Annotated in this window: 20 protein-coding genes; 14 read left to right on the forward strand and 6 right to left on the reverse strand. The window is 52.6% G+C overall.

Going from position 1 to position 17,623, the window contains the following annotated elements; translation table 11 throughout:
• The first annotated feature begins 127 nt into the window (after window positions 1-127).
• The 4 genes from hisJ to hisP all read left to right on the forward strand — a co-directional run bounded on the left by hisJ (window position 128) and on the right by hisP (window position 3,177).
• Window positions 128-910, forward strand: a complete 783-nt coding sequence (gene hisJ, locus BM427_RS15245; protein WP_090122879.1) for a histidine ABC transporter substrate-binding protein HisJ — start codon at window positions 128-130, stop codon at window positions 908-910.
• A gap of 86 nt (window positions 911-996) precedes the next feature.
• Window positions 997-1,683 (forward strand): histidine ABC transporter permease HisQ, encoded by a 687-nt coding sequence (locus BM427_RS15250; protein WP_090122881.1) that lies wholly within the window; start codon window positions 997-999, stop codon window positions 1,681-1,683.
• The gene (locus BM427_RS15255) at window positions 1,680-2,396 is read left to right on the forward strand and encodes an ABC transporter permease (RefSeq protein ID WP_090122883.1); all 717 of its coding nucleotides are present in this window, start codon (window positions 1,680-1,682) and stop codon (window positions 2,394-2,396) included. The genes BM427_RS15250 and BM427_RS15255 overlap by 4 nt, the downstream gene beginning before the upstream one ends.
• Window positions 2,397-2,403: 7 nt before the next feature.
• A complete protein-coding gene (gene hisP / locus BM427_RS15260; protein ID WP_090122885.1) occupies window positions 2,404-3,177 on the forward strand; it encodes a histidine ABC transporter ATP-binding protein HisP in 774 nt (257 codons plus the stop codon).
• Window positions 3,178-3,206: 29 nt separating this feature from the next.
• On the opposite strand, the gene BM427_RS15265 is transcribed toward hisP, so the two are convergent.
• The 3 genes from BM427_RS15265 to yfcG form a co-directional block, all read right to left on the reverse strand.
• Entirely contained in the window at window positions 3,207-3,701 is a 495-nt protein-coding gene (locus BM427_RS15265; protein ID WP_090122887.1) for a GNAT family N-acetyltransferase, read from the reverse strand.
• Between the two features lie 69 nt (window positions 3,702-3,770).
• Complete coding sequence (locus BM427_RS15270) at window positions 3,771-4,667, reverse strand: TIGR01777 family oxidoreductase (RefSeq protein ID WP_090122889.1); 897 nt, start codon at window positions 4,665-4,667, stop codon at window positions 3,771-3,773.
• 113 nt (window positions 4,668-4,780) lie between these two features.
• The gene (yfcG, locus tag BM427_RS15275; RefSeq protein ID WP_090122891.1) at window positions 4,781-5,410 is read right to left on the reverse strand and encodes a GSH-dependent disulfide bond oxidoreductase; all 630 of its coding nucleotides are present in this window, start codon (window positions 5,408-5,410) and stop codon (window positions 4,781-4,783) included.
• 135 nt (window positions 5,411-5,545) lie between these two features.
• Between yfcG and yfcF the strand changes: the two genes are divergently transcribed.
• Genes yfcF through yfcD form a run of 3 tightly spaced genes read left to right on the forward strand, consistent with a single transcriptional unit; the run spans window position 5,546 to window position 7,397 of the window.
• Complete coding sequence (gene yfcF, locus BM427_RS15280; RefSeq protein WP_090122893.1) at window positions 5,546-6,190, forward strand: glutathione transferase; 645 nt, start codon at window positions 5,546-5,548, stop codon at window positions 6,188-6,190.
• A 55-nt stretch (window positions 6,191-6,245) separates the two neighbouring features.
• The gene (yfcE, locus tag BM427_RS15285) at window positions 6,246-6,797 is read left to right on the forward strand and encodes a phosphodiesterase (protein ID WP_139234421.1); all 552 of its coding nucleotides are present in this window, start codon (window positions 6,246-6,248) and stop codon (window positions 6,795-6,797) included.
• A 54-nt stretch (window positions 6,798-6,851) separates the two neighbouring features.
• The gene (gene yfcD, locus BM427_RS15290) at window positions 6,852-7,397 is read left to right on the forward strand and encodes an NUDIX hydrolase YfcD (protein WP_090122897.1); all 546 of its coding nucleotides are present in this window, start codon (window positions 6,852-6,854) and stop codon (window positions 7,395-7,397) included.
• Here yfcD and BM427_RS15295 read toward each other — a convergent pair.
• Entirely contained in the window at window positions 7,394-8,413 is a 1,020-nt protein-coding gene (locus BM427_RS15295; protein ID WP_090122899.1) for a LacI family DNA-binding transcriptional regulator, read from the reverse strand. The genes yfcD and BM427_RS15295 overlap by 4 nt on opposite strands.
• Window positions 8,414-8,647: 234 nt before the next feature.
• Here BM427_RS15295 and BM427_RS15300 point away from each other — a divergent pair, with 234 nt between their 5' ends.
• The 5 genes from BM427_RS15300 (at window position 8,648) to BM427_RS15320 (ending at window position 12,664) form a co-directional block, all read left to right on the forward strand.
• The gene (locus BM427_RS15300; protein WP_090122901.1) at window positions 8,648-9,091 is read left to right on the forward strand and encodes a PTS sugar transporter subunit IIA; all 444 of its coding nucleotides are present in this window, start codon (window positions 8,648-8,650) and stop codon (window positions 9,089-9,091) included.
• Window positions 9,092-9,171: 80 nt separating this feature from the next.
• Window positions 9,172-9,444, forward strand: a complete 273-nt coding sequence (locus BM427_RS15305) for a PTS sugar transporter subunit IIB (RefSeq protein WP_090122904.1) — start codon at window positions 9,172-9,174, stop codon at window positions 9,442-9,444.
• A 52-nt stretch (window positions 9,445-9,496) separates the two neighbouring features.
• Window positions 9,497-10,888: a PTS ascorbate transporter subunit IIC gene (locus BM427_RS15310; protein WP_090122906.1), complete on the forward strand. Its 1,392-nt coding sequence runs from the start codon at window positions 9,497-9,499 to the stop codon at window positions 10,886-10,888.
• Window positions 10,885-11,718, forward strand: a complete 834-nt coding sequence (locus BM427_RS15315; protein ID WP_090122908.1) for a transketolase — start codon at window positions 10,885-10,887, stop codon at window positions 11,716-11,718. The genes BM427_RS15310 and BM427_RS15315 overlap by 4 nt, the downstream gene beginning before the upstream one ends.
• Window positions 11,711-12,664 carry a transketolase family protein gene (locus BM427_RS15320; RefSeq protein ID WP_090122910.1) on the forward strand — a complete coding sequence of 318 codons (954 nt, stop codon included), beginning with the start codon at window positions 11,711-11,713 and terminating at the stop codon, window positions 12,662-12,664. Before BM427_RS15315 ends, BM427_RS15320 begins: the two co-directional genes overlap by 8 nt.
• Window positions 12,665-12,732: 68 nt before the next feature.
• On the opposite strand, the gene pta is transcribed toward BM427_RS15320, so the two are convergent.
• Together pta and ackA are read right to left on the reverse strand one after the other, a co-directional pair.
• Complete coding sequence (gene pta / locus BM427_RS15325; protein WP_090122913.1) at window positions 12,733-14,874, reverse strand: phosphate acetyltransferase; 2,142 nt, start codon at window positions 14,872-14,874, stop codon at window positions 12,733-12,735.
• Window positions 14,875-14,952: 78 nt separating this feature from the next.
• Window positions 14,953-16,155, reverse strand: coding sequence for an acetate kinase (ackA, locus tag BM427_RS15330; RefSeq protein WP_090122915.1), 1,203 nt, complete (start codon window positions 16,153-16,155; stop codon window positions 14,953-14,955).
• Between the two features lie 337 nt (window positions 16,156-16,492).
• Between ackA and yfbV the strand changes: the two genes are divergently transcribed.
• Both yfbV and BM427_RS15340 read left to right on the forward strand, forming a co-directional pair.
• Window positions 16,493-16,948, forward strand: a complete 456-nt coding sequence (gene yfbV / locus BM427_RS15335; RefSeq protein WP_043952894.1) for a terminus macrodomain insulation protein YfbV — start codon at window positions 16,493-16,495, stop codon at window positions 16,946-16,948.
• Window positions 16,949-17,118: 170 nt separating this feature from the next.
• Complete coding sequence (locus tag BM427_RS15340) at window positions 17,119-17,613, forward strand: YfbU family protein (RefSeq protein WP_090122917.1); 495 nt, start codon at window positions 17,119-17,121, stop codon at window positions 17,611-17,613.
• Window positions 17,614-17,623: the final 10 nt, after the last annotated feature.

Here is a 17,623-nt window from a genome sequence, read left to right on the forward strand (position 1 = left end):
TCCACACTGCAAAAAAAGCCAGCTCACGGGCATAATTTTTTGCCTTGCCGGGGCATATGATGGCACGATAACGGCACCGTATTGTTCTGAGAATTCCCTTAGGAAAGACAGTCTGTTGAGGATAATGATGAAAAAACTGGTGCTCTCCCTTTCGCTGGCGCTTGTGTTTTCCAGCGTTTCTACTGTGTTCGCCGCTATTCCGCAAAAATTACGTATTGGTACCGATCCCACTTATGCGCCTTTTGAATCGAAGAATGCGCAGGGCGAATTGATCGGTTTTGACATCGATTTAGCGAAAGAACTGTGCAAACGCATCAAAACCCAGTGTGTGTTTGTTGAGAACCCGCTGGATGCACTGATTCCCTCGCTGAAAGCGAAAAAAATTGACGCCATTATGTCATCGCTCTCCATTACTGAAAAACGCCAGCAGGAAATTGATTTCACCGACAAGCTTTACGCGGCGGATTCCCGACTGGTGGTTGCGAAAAATTCTGACATCCAGCCGGATCTGGACAAGCTGAAAGGCAAGCGCGTCGGCGTGTTGCAGGGCACCACGCAGGAAACTTACGGTAACGTAAACTGGGCACCAAAAGGCGTGGAAATCGTCTCTTATCAGGGCCAGGACAACATCTACTCTGATCTGACTGCCGGCCGTATTGATGCCGCGTTCCAGGATGAAGTGGCAGCCAGCGAAGGTTTCCTGAAAACGCCGGTTGGCAAAGATTACAAATTTGGTGGTCCGTCCATCAAAGATGAGAAATTGTTTGGCGTCGGTACTGGCATGGGCGTGCGCAAAGGTGATACCGAACTGCGCGATGCGCTGAACAAAGCGTTTGCTGAAATGCGTGCGGACGGCACTTACGAAAAGCTGGCGAAGAAATACTTTGATTTTGATGTTTATGGTGGCTAATACCACCCGTGCTTAACGTGCAGCCCCTCTCAGATTTGGGAGGGGAAAAGACACGGCAAAACACTACATACGACAGGACAGGCTGCATGCTGTACGGGTTTTCTCAAGTTATATTACACGGTGCATTAGTCACTCTGGAGCTGGCCATCAGTTCGGTGGTGCTGGCGGTACTTATTGGTCTGGTGGGCGCAGGTGCGAAACTGTCGAAAAACCGGGTGCTGGCGCTGATCTTTGAAGGCTATACCACGCTCATTCGCGGTGTTCCGGATCTGGTGTTGATGCTGCTGATTTTTTACGGCCTGCAAATTGCGCTCAACAGCATCACGGATGCGCTGGGTATGGATCAACTGGATATCGATCCGATGGTAGCCGGTATTATTACCCTCGGTTTTATTTACGGCGCTTATTTTACGGAAACCTTCCGCGGCGCCTTTATGGCGGTACCTAAAGGACATATTGAGGCGGCAACGGCGTTTGGTTTTACCGGTCAGCAAATCTTCCGTCGCATACTGTTCCCGTCGATGATGCGTTACGCGCTGCCTGGTATTGGCAACAACTGGCAGGTGATCCTGAAAGCGACCGCGCTGGTTTCGCTGCTGGGACTGGAAGATGTGGTCAAAGCCACTCAGCTCGCCGGGAAAAGCACATGGCAGCCCTTTTATTTTGCTATCGTCTGCGGGGTGATTTACCTCGTTTTTACAACAGTTTCCAATGGTGTGCTGCTTTTTCTCGAACGTCGCTACTCCGTGGGTGTGAAGAGGGCTGACCTGTGATCGAGATCATTCATGAGTACTGGCGATCGCTGCTGTGGAGCGACGGTTATCGCATGACGGGCGTGGCAATTACTCTGTGGCTGTTGATTTCATCGGTGGCAATGGGCGGCGTGTTGGCCGTGTTTCTGGCTATCGGACGTGTTTCCAGCAATAAATTTATCCGCTTTCCGATATGGTTATTTACCTACGTGTTTCGCGGTACGCCGCTTTATGTTCAGTTGCTGGTGTTCTATTCAGGCATGTACACGCTGGAGATCGTCAAGGGAACCGAGCTGCTGAATGCCTTCTTCCGTAGCGGCCTGAACTGCACGGTGCTGGCGTTGACGCTCAATACCTGTGCCTATACCACTGAGATTTTCGCTGGAGCGATCCGTTCGGTGCCGCACGGCGAAATTGAGGCGGCGCGGGCTTATGGTTTTTCGTCGTTCAAAATGTACCGCAGCATTATTCTGCCGTCGGCGCTGCGCATTGCGCTGCCTGCGTACAGTAACGAAGTGATTTTGATGCTGCACTCAACGGCGTTGGCCTTTACCGCTACGGTGCCGGATCTGCTGAAAATTGCCCGTGATATCAATTCCGCAACTTACCAGCCGTTTACCGCGTTTGGTATTGCTGCGGTACTGTATCTGATTATCTCTTATGTGCTGATTAGCTTATTCCGTAAGGCGGAAAAGCGCTGGTTGCAGCATATGAAACCTTCTTCGACGCACTGAGAACACGATGTCTGAGAATAAATTAAACGTTATCGATCTGCACAAACGCTACGGCGAACATGAAGTGCTGAAGGGCGTCTCGTTGCAGGCCAACGCGGGCGATGTGATTAGCATTATCGGTTCCTCAGGTTCCGGCAAAAGTACTTTTTTGCGCTGTATTAACTTCCTCGAAAAACCAAGCGAGGGGACCATCGTTGTCAACGGCCAGAATATCAATCTGGTACGTGATAAAGATGGCCAGTTGCGGGTTGCGGATAAACACCAATTGCGTCTGCTGCGCACGCGTCTGACGATGGTGTTCCAGCACTTCAACTTGTGGAGCCATATGACGGTGCTGGAGAACGTCATGGAAGCGCCGATTCAGGTGCTGGGCTTGAGCAAGCAGGAAGCCCGCGATCGCGCGGTAAAATATCTGGCGAAAGTCGGTATCGATGATATGCAGCAGCAAAAGTACCCGGTTCATTTGTCCGGTGGTCAGCAGCAGCGTGTATCCATTGCCCGCGCGCTGGCGATGGAACCAGAAGTATTGCTGTTTGATGAACCGACTTCGGCGCTCGATCCTGAGCTGGTGGGCGAAGTGCTGCGCATTATGCAGAAACTGGCGGAAGAGGGGAAAACCATGGTGGTGGTAACGCATGAAATGGGCTTTGCTCGCCATGTTTCCACTCACGTTATCTTCCTGCACCAGGGCAAGATTGAAGAAGAGGGCGCGCCGGATGAGGTGTTCGGTAACCCGAAAAGTACGCGTTTGCAGCAATTCCTCAAGGGTTCGCTGAAGTGATATAAGGCCGCCATACAGGCGGCCTCAATCTATGCTTTTTCTCGACGGTAAATCCAGTCGTCATGATATTCGCCGTGCAGCAGATAGGCTTTTTCCAGCACCTGCACGCGCTGAAAACCGCTTTTTTCCAGCACTTTCACCGACCCTTGATTCTCTGCCAATACCCAGGCGTTAAGTGCCTGTACCTTGCTATCAAACGCGTAATTGCACAGGGCCTGTAGCGCTTCTGATGCGATGCCTTGCCCTTGCGCTGCAGGCGTAATCGAGTAGCCTACATCAGCTTCCTGCGGGTTGTGGTGGCTGATACGCAGACCGATATCACCCACCGAAGCATGCCGCTCGTTGCGAATAATAAAAGCGTGACGATCGGCAAGCCGATCGTCGAACAGGGTGCGGATATGCTCTTCAGAAGCTATCTCGCCCATATAGCGCATCACGTTGCCATTCCTGCGTAGTTGCAGGAAAAATGGCCAGTCGTCAGGTTCAAACGAGGAGAGAGTCAAACGGGAAGTGTACAACGTCATGCCAGCGCCCTTTACGGTGGTAAAGCACCTCAGCTTACCACTGAAAACGCGCTGGCGGAGCCACGAAAATTAAGAGGTTACAATATCTTCCAGCGCCTCTTCCAGATCGTACCAGCGGAAAGCAAAACCGGCGGCTTCAAGGCGTTTCGGCAGTGCACGCTGGCCGCCAAGCACCAGAACGGAGGATTCGCCCATCATCAGGCGCACGGCAAAAGCGGGCGCGCGCATAATGGCCGGACGGTGTAGCACATGGCCGAGTGTGTGAGTAAATTGCTCATTGCGCACGGGATAGGGCGAAACCATATTGAACGGCCCGTGCAGATCATTATCCAGTAGCCAAAGAATACCGTTCAGCATATCGTCGATATGGATCCACGCCAGATACTGACGGCCATTGCCAATCGGACCGCCGAGACCGAGACGGAACAGTGGTAGCAGCTTGCCGAGGATCCCGCCCTGTGGCGCGAACACCACACCGGTACGCAGCAGGCAAACCCGGGTGCGTTCGCTTTGTGCTTCACAGGCAATTTGCTCCCAACGGTCGCAAAGTTTGTGGGTGAACTCGTTATGCGGCGGCTCCTCTTCAGTGACCACTACTTCACCGAGATCGCCGTAGTAGCCTGTCGCAGATCCCGAAATCAGCACCTGCGGCGGCGTGTCACTGGCCTTAATCAAATCCGCCAGCTGTTGCGTTATCTGCCAGCGGCTGTTGCATAGACGCTGCTTCTGCTCCTCGCTCCAGCGTTTATCGGCGATCGGCTCGCCTGCCAGGTTGACCACTGCATCAAACTCATTAAGGTGAGTGTGATCGTTTAGCCCTTTCCACAGCGTCACGCGGCCATCAAGCAGCTGTTGCGCTTTGGCCGGGCTGCGCGTCACAACGGTAACGGCATGCCCAAGTTCCAGCAGCCGAGGGATGAGATGACGACCAATCAGACCTGTCCCGCCGGTAATCAGTATCTTCATATTTCCCTCCTTTGGTGATGTTCCATTTCAGCATAAATGAGCGGCTCAAATTCGCGTGCGATACCGAACACATTTCACGGATTTTTTAACTATCAGAACAGGTTACCTGGCTTTCATACTTGCTGTGCTTTTTGCAGCGCCCGCTCGGTGGCGGGACGGGTACGGATGCGCTCATACCAGTTAAACACCGCGGGATAATCGTCAAGATTCACGCGCTGACGCTGGTGGGAGTGGATCCACGGCCAGGCGGCAATATCCGCGATGCTGTAATGCTCACCTGCCAGCCATGGAACTCGCTCCAGCCGCTTATTCAGGACCTGATACAGTCGTTGGGTTTCGACTTGATAGCGCTCAATAGCATAGGGGACCGGCTGTGGCGCAAAGTGGTTAAAGTGATGGTTTTGCCCGAGCATTGGGCCCAAACCGGCGACCTGCCAGAAAAGCCACTGCAAGGTGACATGGCGTTCACGTAGTTCACCGCTGAGCAATCTTCCTGTTTTTTCCGCCAGATATAGCAAAATTGCGCCAGATTCAAACACGCTCAGCGGCATCCCGCCATCGGCAGGCATGTGATCGACAATAGCCGGGATTTTATTGTTCGGAGAGATAATCAGAAAATCCGGACGAAACTGGTCTCCTTTGCTGATATCGACGCGGATCAGGTGATATTCCAGCCCGCTCTCTTCCAGAAATAGCGTTACTTTATGACCGTTTGGTGTGGGCGCAAAATAGAGGTCTATCATCAATACTCCAGGTCTAAGAATCATTGTCACTCTCAGAGTATAGGCGTTCCCTCTGGCTGCTGAGTTTCCATTAAGTGACAGCCTGGACAGGACGTTATATTTTGAAGAAAAAGCTCACCATTGAACGAGGATGTTATGAACGAACCGGCTATCACATTATGGTCCGATGCCAATTATTTCTCCCCGTATGTTCTCTCGGCATATGTCGCGCTGCATGAAAAAGGTTTGCCCTTCTCGCTTAAAACGGTCGATCTGGCCAGCGGCGCTCAGCATACGCCGGGCTGGCCGGGTTACCATCTGACGCATCGTGTGCCGGTTCTGGCGATTGAGGGCTTCGAACTCAGCGAATCAACGGCGATTGCGGAATATCTCGAAGAGCGTTTCGCGCCGCCGGAATGGGGGCGAATCTACCCACATGATTTGCAAAAACGCGCCCGAGCCCGGCAAATTCAGGCATGGCTGCGCAGCGATTTAATGCCTATCCGCGAAGAGCGCCCAACAGAGGTCGTATTTACTGGCGAGAAAAAAGCGCCGCTCAGCGCCGGTGGGCAGACGAGTGCGGAAAAATTATTTGCTATCGCGGGCGATCTGCTGGCGCATGGTAAGCCGAATTTGTTTGGCGAGTGGTGTATTGCGGATGTCGATCTGGCATTAATGTTAAACCGGCTGGTGATGAATGGTGATGCGGTGCCGGAGCGACTGGCGGAGTATGCCACATTCCAGTGGCAGCGCTCATCCGTTCAGCGCTATGTTGCACTTTCCGCTAAGCGTTCAGGCTGATAAGCCCGCAGACTTCCGTTATCATGGGCTGTTTTCTTCCACATGAGGTGCAGTGATGAAACTGATGTTTGCATCGGACATTCATGGGTCGTTACCCGCGACGGAGCGTGTACTGGAACTGTTTGCTCAAAGCGACGCACACTGGCTGGTGATCCTCGGTGATGTGCTGAATCATGGGCCGCGCAACGCGCTGCCGCAGGGTTATGCACCGGCGCAAGTGGCTGAGCGGTTGAACGAGCAGGCCAGCCGCATCATCGCCGTGCGGGGTAACTGTGACAGCGAAGTGGATCAAATGTTGCTGCGTTTCCCGATTACCGCACCCTGGCAGCAAGTACTGTTAACAGAACGCCGTTTGTTTCTGACACATGGACATCTGTTTGGCCCGGATGATGTACCTCCGCTGGCGGCAGGCGATGTGCTGGTTTATGGTCATACGCACATTCCGGTAGCGGAGCAGCGAGGCGATATTTTCCACTTCAACCCCGGTTCGGTGAGTATTCCCAAAGGTGGGTTTGACGCCAGTTATGGCATGCTGGAGGAAGGCGTATTGCGCGTTATCGCACTTAATGATCAGCAGATTATTGCGCAGGTCGCGATTAATCCGTAATTTACCTTTCAACCGAAACGCGCCAAAAGAGCGCCACAAAGAGAAGATTTCCCGATGGTGGAACAGAGTCATTTTGCAGGCATGGAGTGGGTGGATATTGTCAATGAAGACAATGAGGTGATAGCGCAATCAAGCCGGCAACAGATGCGGGCACAGTGTTTGCGTCATCGCGCAACCTACATTGTGGTGCATGATGGAATGGGCAAAATTTTGGTGCAGCGTCGTACCGAAATCAAAGATTTCATGCCCGGTATGCTGGATGCCACCGCCGGTGGCGTAGTGCAGGCCGGTGAAATTTTACTGGATTCCGCACGCCGTGAAGCCGAAGAAGAGCTGGGTATTGCTGGCGTTCCCTTCGCCGAACATGGCCAGTTCTACTTTGAAGATGAACATTGCCGCGTCTGGGGCGGATTGTTCAGCTGTGTTTCGCACGGGCCTTTCGCTTTGCAGGAAGAAGAGGTGAGCGAGGTCTTCTGGATGACAGCGGAAGAGATCACCGCCCGCTGTGATGAATTCACCCCTGATTCCCTGAAAGCGCTCGCGTTGTGGATGAGCCGCAATGCCAGCAACGATGCGGAAAAAGCCCCGGAAGCCAACTAGCAGCTATCGCGCAGGCAAAACGTCGGTGCTATCGGCGTTTTGTTCTCCCAGCTTTCATCATTCAGGCGCGCCAGCAGCGCGCGCCCTGCTTCAATACCAATCTTGCGGTGCGGCACGGAAATGGTGGTTAATGGTGGCTGGCATACCCGGCTGACGTCGCTATCGCCAAAACCGACTATCGCTAAATCATCCGGTACCTTAATACGCCGCCGTTGGCACTCGTACAGCGCGCCGCAGGCCAGTTCGTCCGAGACACACACCAGCGCATCCAGTTCCGGCCACGCCAGCAAAAATTCCGGCAGTTGTGCCGCGCCTGTAGAGAAAACCGGCGGTGCGGCGGCATTAATCACCCGGTTCGGCGACATATGATGGCGTAGCATCGCTTTGTACCAGCCTTGTAAATGCTGCTGGAAAATCCACTGCTCCTGGTTGGCGCACAGCAGGCCGATATTCTGGTAACCGCGCTGCACCAGCATTTGCGTCAGCTCGAACATTGCAGCAACGTTATCGATCCCGATATTCATATCAATCGGGTCGGCGCGCACTGCGCCAATTTCCATCACCGGAATGGAGGCGTTTTTCAGCCAGTGGCGAACCATATCGCTGTGCTCGACGCTGAGCAAAATGGCTGCGGCCAGATTAGATGCGAGCAGCGTTTCCAGCAATTTTTCTTCCTGCTCCAGCCGGTGTTGTGACTCGGCAAGCATGATCTGATAGCCCGCTGGCTGTAAAACCTGCTGCAACCCGGCGAACATCTCCGAACAACCGGATTCGGCAAGGCTCGGTACCACCATCGCGATAGTCCAGGATGACGCCGAAGCCAGCGCGCTGGCCGCCAGATTGGGCATATATCCCAAGGCCTGCACGGCAGCATCTATCTTTTCACGCAATTTATCTGATACCTGTTCCGGGGTACGTAACGCCCGCGATACGGTCATGGTGCCAACGCCAGCAAGCTGCGCGACATCGGCAAGGGTGACTTTTCCTGTGCTCCGACGTTTTCGGGTAATTGTCATTCCGTTTCCTGACAGCCCTGATATCTCAGGCACTGAGTTATGAGTCATCTCAAGGCAGTATACGCCGGAAAGCCCTGCTTTTTCTGCGAATTCCCCTGCGTTTTCATATCTGATAGCGCTATCACATTTTTCGATCATTCCAGTTGGTAGCGCTATCTTTGCGACTATCATCACGGATAAGCGATGCTCACTTGCATAAAGTTTGCCCATCTTATCCCTGATAAGGAGTGTGAAGTGTTAGACCAATGGCTTAACGACAAGACAATTCAGGTGCTTGATAGTGTGGAGAATTGGCCACAGGCGCTGGAGATTTGTGCCAGACCCTTGCTCGCATCCGGCATGATCGCTCCGGATTATGTGACAGCCATTGTTGCGCAGCACCAGAAACTGGGACCGTACTATGTGCTGGCACCGGGGCTGGCAATGCCGCATGCCAGGCCGGAAGAGGGGGCAAAAGGGTTAGGATTATCGTTATTAAAATTGTCTCGCGGCGTCGATTTTGGCGCAGAGGATGCGGATCCGGTTGACACCATTATTATGTTGGCCGCGCCGGATAAACATAGCCATATTGAAATGATTGCCGCGCTGGCAGAACTATTTTCAAGTGATGAAGATATGGCGCAATTACATCGTGCAAACAGCCTGGAGGAGATTAAAAACATTATTCAGCGTTTCTGATTCTTTATTTTTTTACTAGTGATTATACGTTGCCTGCTATGGGCGATGCGGTCGTACTCTACTTAAAAAAGGTAAATACAATGAAAATAATGGCAATTTGCGGATCCGGCCTGGGCAGTAGCTTTATGGTCGAAATGAATATTAAGAAAGTCCTCAAAAAACTGAATATCGAAGCTGAGGTCGAGCATTCCGATCTCTCTTCTGCCACACCTGGTGCGGCCGATGTGTTTGTTATGGCAAAAGATATTGCCGCCAGCGCTAGCGTGCCGGAAAGCCAGTTGGTTGTCCTTAGTAACATCATTGATATCAATGAGCTGGAAGCGAAAATCAGCGCTTTCTTCGCCAACCGTTAACATCAACTGGATGCACTGCACAGCGGTGCTGCATGCATAAAGCGAGGTGGATATGTTTATCCTTGAAACGCTAAACTTTGTTGTTGATATATTGAAAGTTCCTTCTGTATTGGTGGGATTAATTGCGCTGATTGGCCTGGTGGCGCAGAAAAAATCCTTTTCCGATGTTGTGAAAGGCACGGTCAAAACAATTCTCGGTTTTATCGTATTGGGCGGTGGTGCGACGGTATTGGTCGGCTCGTTAAATCCACTGGGTGGCATGTTTGAACATGCTTTTAATATTCAGGGGATTATTCCAAATAACGAAGCAATTGTTTCAATTGCGCTGGAGAAATATGGTGCGTCAACGGCGTTGATCATGGCATTCGGCATGGTGGCGAATATTATTGTCGCGCGCTTTACGCGACTGAAATACATTTTCTTGACCGGACATCACACCTTTTATATGGCGTGCATGATTGGGGTGATCCTCACCGTCGCGGGTTTTGAAGGTGTCGGACTGGTGTTTACTGGTTCGCTGATCCTTGGCCTGGTGATGGCGTTCTTCCCGGCGATTGCACAGCGTTATATGAAGCGGATCACCGGCAACGATGATATCGCGTTCGGCCATTTCGGTACGCTTGGCTACGTGCTGTCAGGCTGGATCGGCAGTAAATGCGGTAAGGGTTCACGCTCAACGGAAGAGATGAACCTGCCGAAAAACCTGAGCTTCCTGCGTGACAGCTCGATCTCTATCTCGCTGACGATGATCATTATTTACATGATTTTAGCGGTTTGCGCAGGGCGTGAGTTCGTTGAGAGCCAACTCAGCGCCGGGCAGAACTTCCTCGTCTACGCGATTATTCAGGCCATCACCTTTGCCGCAGGGGTATTCATTATCCTGCAAGGCGTACGTCTGATTCTGGCGGAAATTGTTCCGGCCTTTACCGGTTTTTCCGAAAAACTGGTGCCTAATGCTCGCCCGGCGTTGGATTGTCCGGTGGTTTATCCCTATGCGCCAAATGCGGTACTGGTCGGCTTCCTGTTCAGTTTTCTCGGTGGTCTGGTGGGGTTATTCCTGCTTGGCCAGATGAAACTGGTGTTGATTCTGCCTGGCGTGGTGCCGCATTTCTTCACCGGTGCGACGGCAGGTGTGTTTGGTAACGCTACCGGCGGACGACGTGGTGCAATGATCGGTGCCTTCGCCAACGGATTACTCATTACCTTTTTGCCTGTTTTGCTGTTGCCGGTGCTCGGCGCGCTGGGTTTTGCCAATACGACCTTCTCGGACGCTGACTTTGGCTTTATCGGCATTGTATTGGGCAATCTGGCGCGTTACCTGTCGCCGCTGGCGATTACCGGGCTGGTAGTTGTGGTGTTCGTCGCGTTGGTCGTCTGGAATATGATGTCGAAGGGGAAACCCGCTGCCAGTGGTACAGAAGAAAAGAGTGGGGCGAAGTCATGAGCACGATTGCTGAAGTGAAACAATTTGCGCGGGATATCCGCGTAGAAACCCTGAAAGCATTGACGCACCTGGGCTTTGGTCACTATGGCGGTAGCATGTCGGTGGTGGAAACGCTTGCCGTACTGTATGGCGACGTCATGCGGATTGATCCTGCCGATCCAGACTGGCCGGAGCGCGATTACTTCGTGCTGTCGAAAGGCCACGCTGGCCCGGCGCTCTACAGCACGCTGGCGCTGAAAGGCTATTTCCCGCAGGAGATGCTGCAAACGCTCAATGAGAACGGTACCCGCTTGCCAAGCCATCCGGATCGCTTAAAAACCCGGGGCGTGGATGCGACCACCGGATCGCTTGGCCAGGGCATTTCTATCGCCGGAGGAATGGCGCTGGGACATAAACTGGCGGGCAGAACCAACCGTGTATTTTGCATTGTTGGCGATGGTGAGTTGAATGAAGGGCAGTGCTGGGAAGCGTTCCAGTTTATTGCCCATCACAAGCTCAACAACCTGACGGTGTTTGTGGACTGGAATAAGCAGCAACTGGACGGCGCGCTGGATGAGATAATTTGCGCTTTTGATCTGGACGCGAAATTTCGCGCCTTCGGTTTCGATGTTTGTACGGTGAAGGGCGATGACATCGCCGCACTTCTCGATGTGGTGAAGCCGGTTCCGGCTGCCGATGCCCGGCCACGGCTGGTGATCCTCGACAGCATTAAAGGACAGGGGGTGCCATATCTCGAAAAGCTGAGTAACTCGCACCATTTACGCCTGACCGAAGAGATGAAGCAGGCGCTTAACGAAATCATCGAACAACTGGAGGCGGCGCATGATTAAGGTGGCTGACATCGGTGGTAAAGACAGTATCGAAATGCGCAGAATTTATGCCGGTTTTATCAGCGATCAGATCGCGGCGGGCGGCGACATTATCGCACTGGAAGCCGATCTGATGAGTTCGATGGCAATGGATGGTGTGCATAAAAAGTATCCGCAGCAGGTGATCAACTGCGGCATCATGGAGGCAAACGTCATTGGTACGGCCGCGGGGCTGGCGTTGACCGGGCGTAAACCCTTTGTTCATACCTTTACGGCGTTTGCCAGCCGTCGTTGTTTCGACCAGTTGTTTATGTCGCTCGATTACCAGCGCAACAATGTCAAAGTCATAGCCTCCGATGCCGGTGTGACCGCCTGCCATAACGGTGGTACACATATGTCTTTTGAGGATATGGGGATTGTGCGCGGTCTGGCGCATTCAGTCGTGCTGGAGGTGACGGATGCGGTGATGTTCGCCGATATCCTGAACCAACTGGCTTACCTGGAAGGGTTTTACTGGGTGCGCACCATTCGTAAACAAGCGCCCACCATTTATCAATCGGGCTCACATTTCACCATCGGCAAAGGCAATGTTCTGCGTGAAGGTACGGATATTACGCTGATTGCCAACGGTATAATGGTGGCTGAAGCGCTGGCTGCGGCGCAGCAACTGGCGCAGGAAAGTGTTAGTGCGGCGGTAATCGATATGTTTACCTTAAAACCTATTGACCGCATGCTGGTAAAGAACTATGCCGAGAAGACCGGGCGGATTGTCACCTGCGAGAATCACAGCATTCATAACGGTCTGGGGTCAGCCGTGGCGGAAGTGTTAGTGGAAACTTGCCCGGTGCCGATGCGGCGCGTGGGCGTGAAAGAGCGCTATGGTCAGGTGGGGACGCAGGATTTTCTACAAAAAGAGTATGGGCTGACGGCACATGACATTGTGTCCGCCGCGCGGGAGCTGCTGTAAGTAAAAGACCACTTCCTTAGGAGGTGGTCTTTACTATTGTCGGATGGCGCTAACGCCATCCGACACAATTACTGCTGCTGAGAAGCCTGAATTGCGGTCAGAGCGATGGTGTAGACAATATCGTCTACCAGCGCACCACGGGACAGGTCGTTAACCGGTTTGCGCATACCCTGCAGCATCGGCCCGATGGAGATCAGGTCAGCAGAACGCTGCACCGCTTTGTAGGTGGTGTTACCGGTGTTCAGATCCGGGAAGATGAACACAGTAGCGCGACCGGCAACCGGTGAATTCGGCGCTTTGGATTTCGCAACGTCAGCCATTACTGCGGCGTCATACTGCAACGGACCATCGATAACCAGGTCCGGACGTTTTTCCTGCGCCAGACGGGTCGCTTCACGTACTTTCTCTACATCACTGCCTGCGCCGGAGTTACCGGTGGAGTAGGAGAGCATCGCCACGCGCGGCTCAATACCGAAAGCGGTAGCAGAATCAGCTGACTGAATTGCGATTTCAGCCAGTTGTTCAGCGGTCGGATCCGGGTTGATCGCGCAGTCACCGTAAACGTAAACCTGTTCCGGCAGCAGCATGAAGAACACGGAAGAAACCAGGGAACTGCCCGGTGCGGTTTTGATCAACTGCAGCGGCGGACGAATGGTGTTTGCGGTGGTGTGAACAGCACCGGAAACCAGACCATCTACTTCGTCCTGTTCCAGCATCAGCGTGCCGAGAACCACGTTATCTTCCAACTGTTCACGGGCAACGGCTTCGGTCATGCCCTTGCTCTTACGCAGCTCAACCAGACGAGCAACATAGCTTTCACGAACGACTTCCGGATCGACGATTTCAATACCACTACCCAGTTCAACGCCTTGAGCCGCAGCAACGCGGTTGATCTCGTCCGGGTTACCCAGCAGGATGCAGGTCGCGATGCCGCGTTCAGCACAAATCGCAGCCGCTTTAACGGTACGCGGTTCGTCGCCTTCCGGTAGAACAACGCGTTTGCCTGCTTTGCGCGCCAGCTCGGTGAGCTGGTAACGGAAGGCTGGCGGAGAGAGACGGCGGCTGCGCTCGGAAGTCGCGCTCAGGGAGTCAATCCACTGTGCATTGATGTAGCTGGCAATGTATTCCTGAACGCTTTCGACACGTTCGCTATCGTCAGCCGGAACTTCCAGATTAAAGCTTTGCAGGCTCAGGGAGGTCTGCCAGGTGTTGGTGTTCACCATAAATACCGGCAGGCCGGTAGCGAATGCACGTTCACACAGTTTGCGAACGCTGGCATCCATTTCGTAGCCACCAGTCAGCAGTAGAGCACCGATTTCCACGCCGTTCATTGCGGCCAGGCAGGCAGCAACCAGCACATCCGGACGGTCTGCAGAAGTCACCAGCAGAGAACCAGGACGGAAATGTTCCAGCATGTGCGGAATGCTGCGCGCACAGAAAGTCACGGATTTCACCCGGCGGGTTTTGATGTCGCCTTCGTTGACGATGGTCGCATTCAGGTGACGCGCCATATCGATTGCACGCGTGGCAATCAGATCGAAGCTCCATGGAATCGCACCGAGTACCGGCAGCGCGCTGGTTTCCTGCAGTTTCGCCGCATCAACATGAACGACTTTCGCTTTGGAGGAGTCATCAAAAATTTCTGACAGATCCGGGCGAGTACGGCCCTGATCGTCAACCGGTGCGTTCAGTTTGTTAACGATAACGCCGGTGATATTGGTATTTTTTGCGCCGCCGAAGCTGTTACGGGTCAGTTCGATACGCTCTTTCAGCTGTTCCTGTGTGTCAGTGCCCTGAGACATAACAAACACGATTTCTGCGTTCAGCGTTTTCGCAATTTCAAAGTTCAGCGAATCGGCAAACTGGTGTTTACGAGTCGGTACCAGGCCTTCTACCAGCACGACTTCAGCGTCTTTGCTGCTTTCGTGGTAGCGCGCAATGATCTCTTCCATCAGCACGTCTTTCTGGTTGCTGGAGAGCAGGGACTCAACATGGCTCATTTTCAGCGGTTCAGCTGCTGGCAGGTCAGAAGTCGCACGCACGATGGTGGTGGTCTGGTCTGGAGCATCGCCACCGGCGCGTGGCTGGGCGATTGGTTTAAAGACGCTCAGACGAACGCCTTTGCGTTCCATAGCGCGGATAACGCCAAGGCTGACGCTGGTCAGGCCGACGCTGGTTCCGGTAGGGATCAGCATAATAATACGGGACACGGTTAATCCTCTTTCGTTACCGTCGTTGCAGACGGGTTACAAAACAGCACCGCCAGCGTTGGCTGGCGGTGTGGGTAATCAGGCAGTCAGGCGGCTCGCGTCTTGCGCAATAACCAGTTCTTCGTTGGTTGGGATAACAACGGCAGGACGGGTGCCTTCTTTGTTAATAAAGCCAGACTTGCCGAAACGGGCAGCCAGGTTACGTTCGTGGTCAACTTCAAAGCCCAGTACGCCCAGACGGCCCAGGGAGAGTTCACGTACCATTGCTGCGTTTTCACCGATACCACCGGTGAAGACAACGGCATCAAGACGGCCATCCATCAGCGCAGTGTAAGAACCGATGTATTTTGCCAGGCGGTGGCAGTAAACATCCATCGCGCGTTTGGCGTCTTCTTTCTCTTTGTAGTTGTCTTCTACGTAACGGCAGTCGCTGGTGACTTCAGTCAGACCCAGCAGGCCGGACTCTTTAGTCAGCATTTTGTTGATTGCTTCAACGCTCATGCCCAGTGTGTCATGCAGATGGAACACGATAGCCGGGTCGATATCACCGGAACGGGTACCCATTACCAGGCCTTCCAGCGGGGTCAGTCCCATGGAAGTATCGACACATTTACCGTTGCGAATTGCGGAAACAGAACCACCATTGCCGAGGTGGCAAGTGATGATGTTCAGCTCTTCAACTGGTTTGTTCAGTACTTTGGCTGCTTCCTGAGTAACATAGAAGTGGCTGGTACCGTGTGCGCCGTAGCGACGTATGCCGTGCTCTTTGTACAGTTTGTACGGCAGAGCGTACAGGTAGGACTCTTCCGGCATCGTGGTATGGAATGCGGTGTCGAAGACAGCGACGTTTTTGTCCTTCAGTTTCGGGAAGGATTTTAGCGCTTCAGCGATACCAATCAGGTGAGCTGGGTTATGCAGCGGTGCGAAAGAAGCGGCATCTTTGATACCCTGAATAACAGTTTCGTCGATAACGACAGAACTGGTGTATTTTTCGCCGCCATGTACGATACGGTGACCAATAGCAGTCAACTGTGCAGACAGTTCTGGTTTTTGTGCCAGAATAGTGTTAACGATAAAGTTCAGCGCTTCACTGTGAGCGGCACCTGCACCTAAAGCCGCTTCTTGTTTACCGCCATCGATTTTCCACTTGATGCGTGCTTCAGGGAGATGGAAGCATTCGGCTAAACCAGAGAGGTATTCGTCACCGTTAGATGCATCGATGATGGCAAATTTCAGTGAGGAACTACCGCAGTTCAGAACCAGTACTAACTTACTCGACATGGAAGTACCTATTTATGATACGTGGCTAAAAAAGGTCAGTGAGTCGCACAGCGTAGCGCAGGTTGACGCTGACATTTATGATTAACATCATGCTGAATATATTTTTTAGCATGATGGAAGAATACATAAGATTTTAAGCTATTTTGCGCAAATTTCAGACAGTGGCATAATCAGCTTTAAATTTGACCATTCAACGATTGTCGTCTACGGGCCCTGGTCAGGCTGTCACAGGATACCTGATACCTGGTGGGATTGACAAAAAATTTTAACGTTGTCATTTGTAGTTGTTGTTTTGCACAAATTTTTTAATTTTTACATGTGAAGTTGAGGTAAAGCCATGTCCACTTCTGAGAATCGACCCGTCAGTTTCTTCAGTTTGTTTCGTCGGGGTCAGCGCTATGCGAAGACCTGGCCCATGGAAAAACGCCTCGCTCCGATGTTTGTTGAGAATCGTGTGATCCGCGCAACGCGCCATGCTATCCGTTTTATGCCGCCGCTGGCGGTCTTCACTCTATGCTGGCAAATCGCGCTTGGCGGTCAGCTTGGCCCGGCAGTGGCAACCGCACTATTTGCCCTGAGCCTGCCAATGCAGGGGCTATGGTGGCTGGGTAAACGCTCCGTCACGCCGCTACCACCCTCCATTCTGCACTGGTTTTACGAAGTGCGCGGCAAACTCCAGGAAGCGGGACAGGCGCTGGCCCCGGTCGAAGGAAAACCTGATTACCAGGCGCTGGCAGATACCCTTAAGCGAGCTTTCAAACAGTTGGATAAAACATTTCTTGATGATCTGTGATGCCATCAGCGATAGCCGTCTGTACAAAAGAAGACATCCTTGCGGTGGCTTCTTTTTTATTTTCATTTTGTTCGATGCAACACCCCCGGTAAATCAAGAAAGTCATCGTTTTCAGCATGTAAACTCGAAACATCATATGTAAAGTGCCGATGAGCCACAGGAGTCGAAAGATGGAAATGACTAATGCCCAACGTTTGATCTTATCCAATCAGTATAAAATGATGACCATGATGGATCCGGCGAATGCAGAGCGCTACCGCCGTTTACAGACCATTATTGAACGTGGCTATGGTCTGCAAATGCGCGAACTGGATCGCGAATTCGGCGAGCTGAAAGAAGAAACCTGCCGCATTATTATTGATACCATGGAGATGTATCACGCGCTCCATGTCTCCTGGACTAACCTGAAAGACGCCAACACCATTGATGAACGCCGTGTGACTTTCCTTGGCTTTGACGCGGCAACGGAAGCACGTTACCTCGGCTATGTACGTTTTATGGTTAACATTGAAGGTCGCTACACCCATTTTGATGCCGGTACGCACGGCTTTAATGCGCAAACGCCTATGTGGGAAAAATATCAGCGCATGCTGAGCGTATGGCACTCCTGCCCGCGCCAGTATCATCTGAGTAGCAACGAAATTAATCAGATTATCAACGCCTGAGGAGGTGAGT

It is taken from the genome of Kosakonia arachidis (assembly GCF_900116535.1).
In the GTDB taxonomy this organism is placed as follows: Bacteria; Pseudomonadota; Gammaproteobacteria; order Enterobacterales; family Enterobacteriaceae; genus Kosakonia; species Kosakonia arachidis.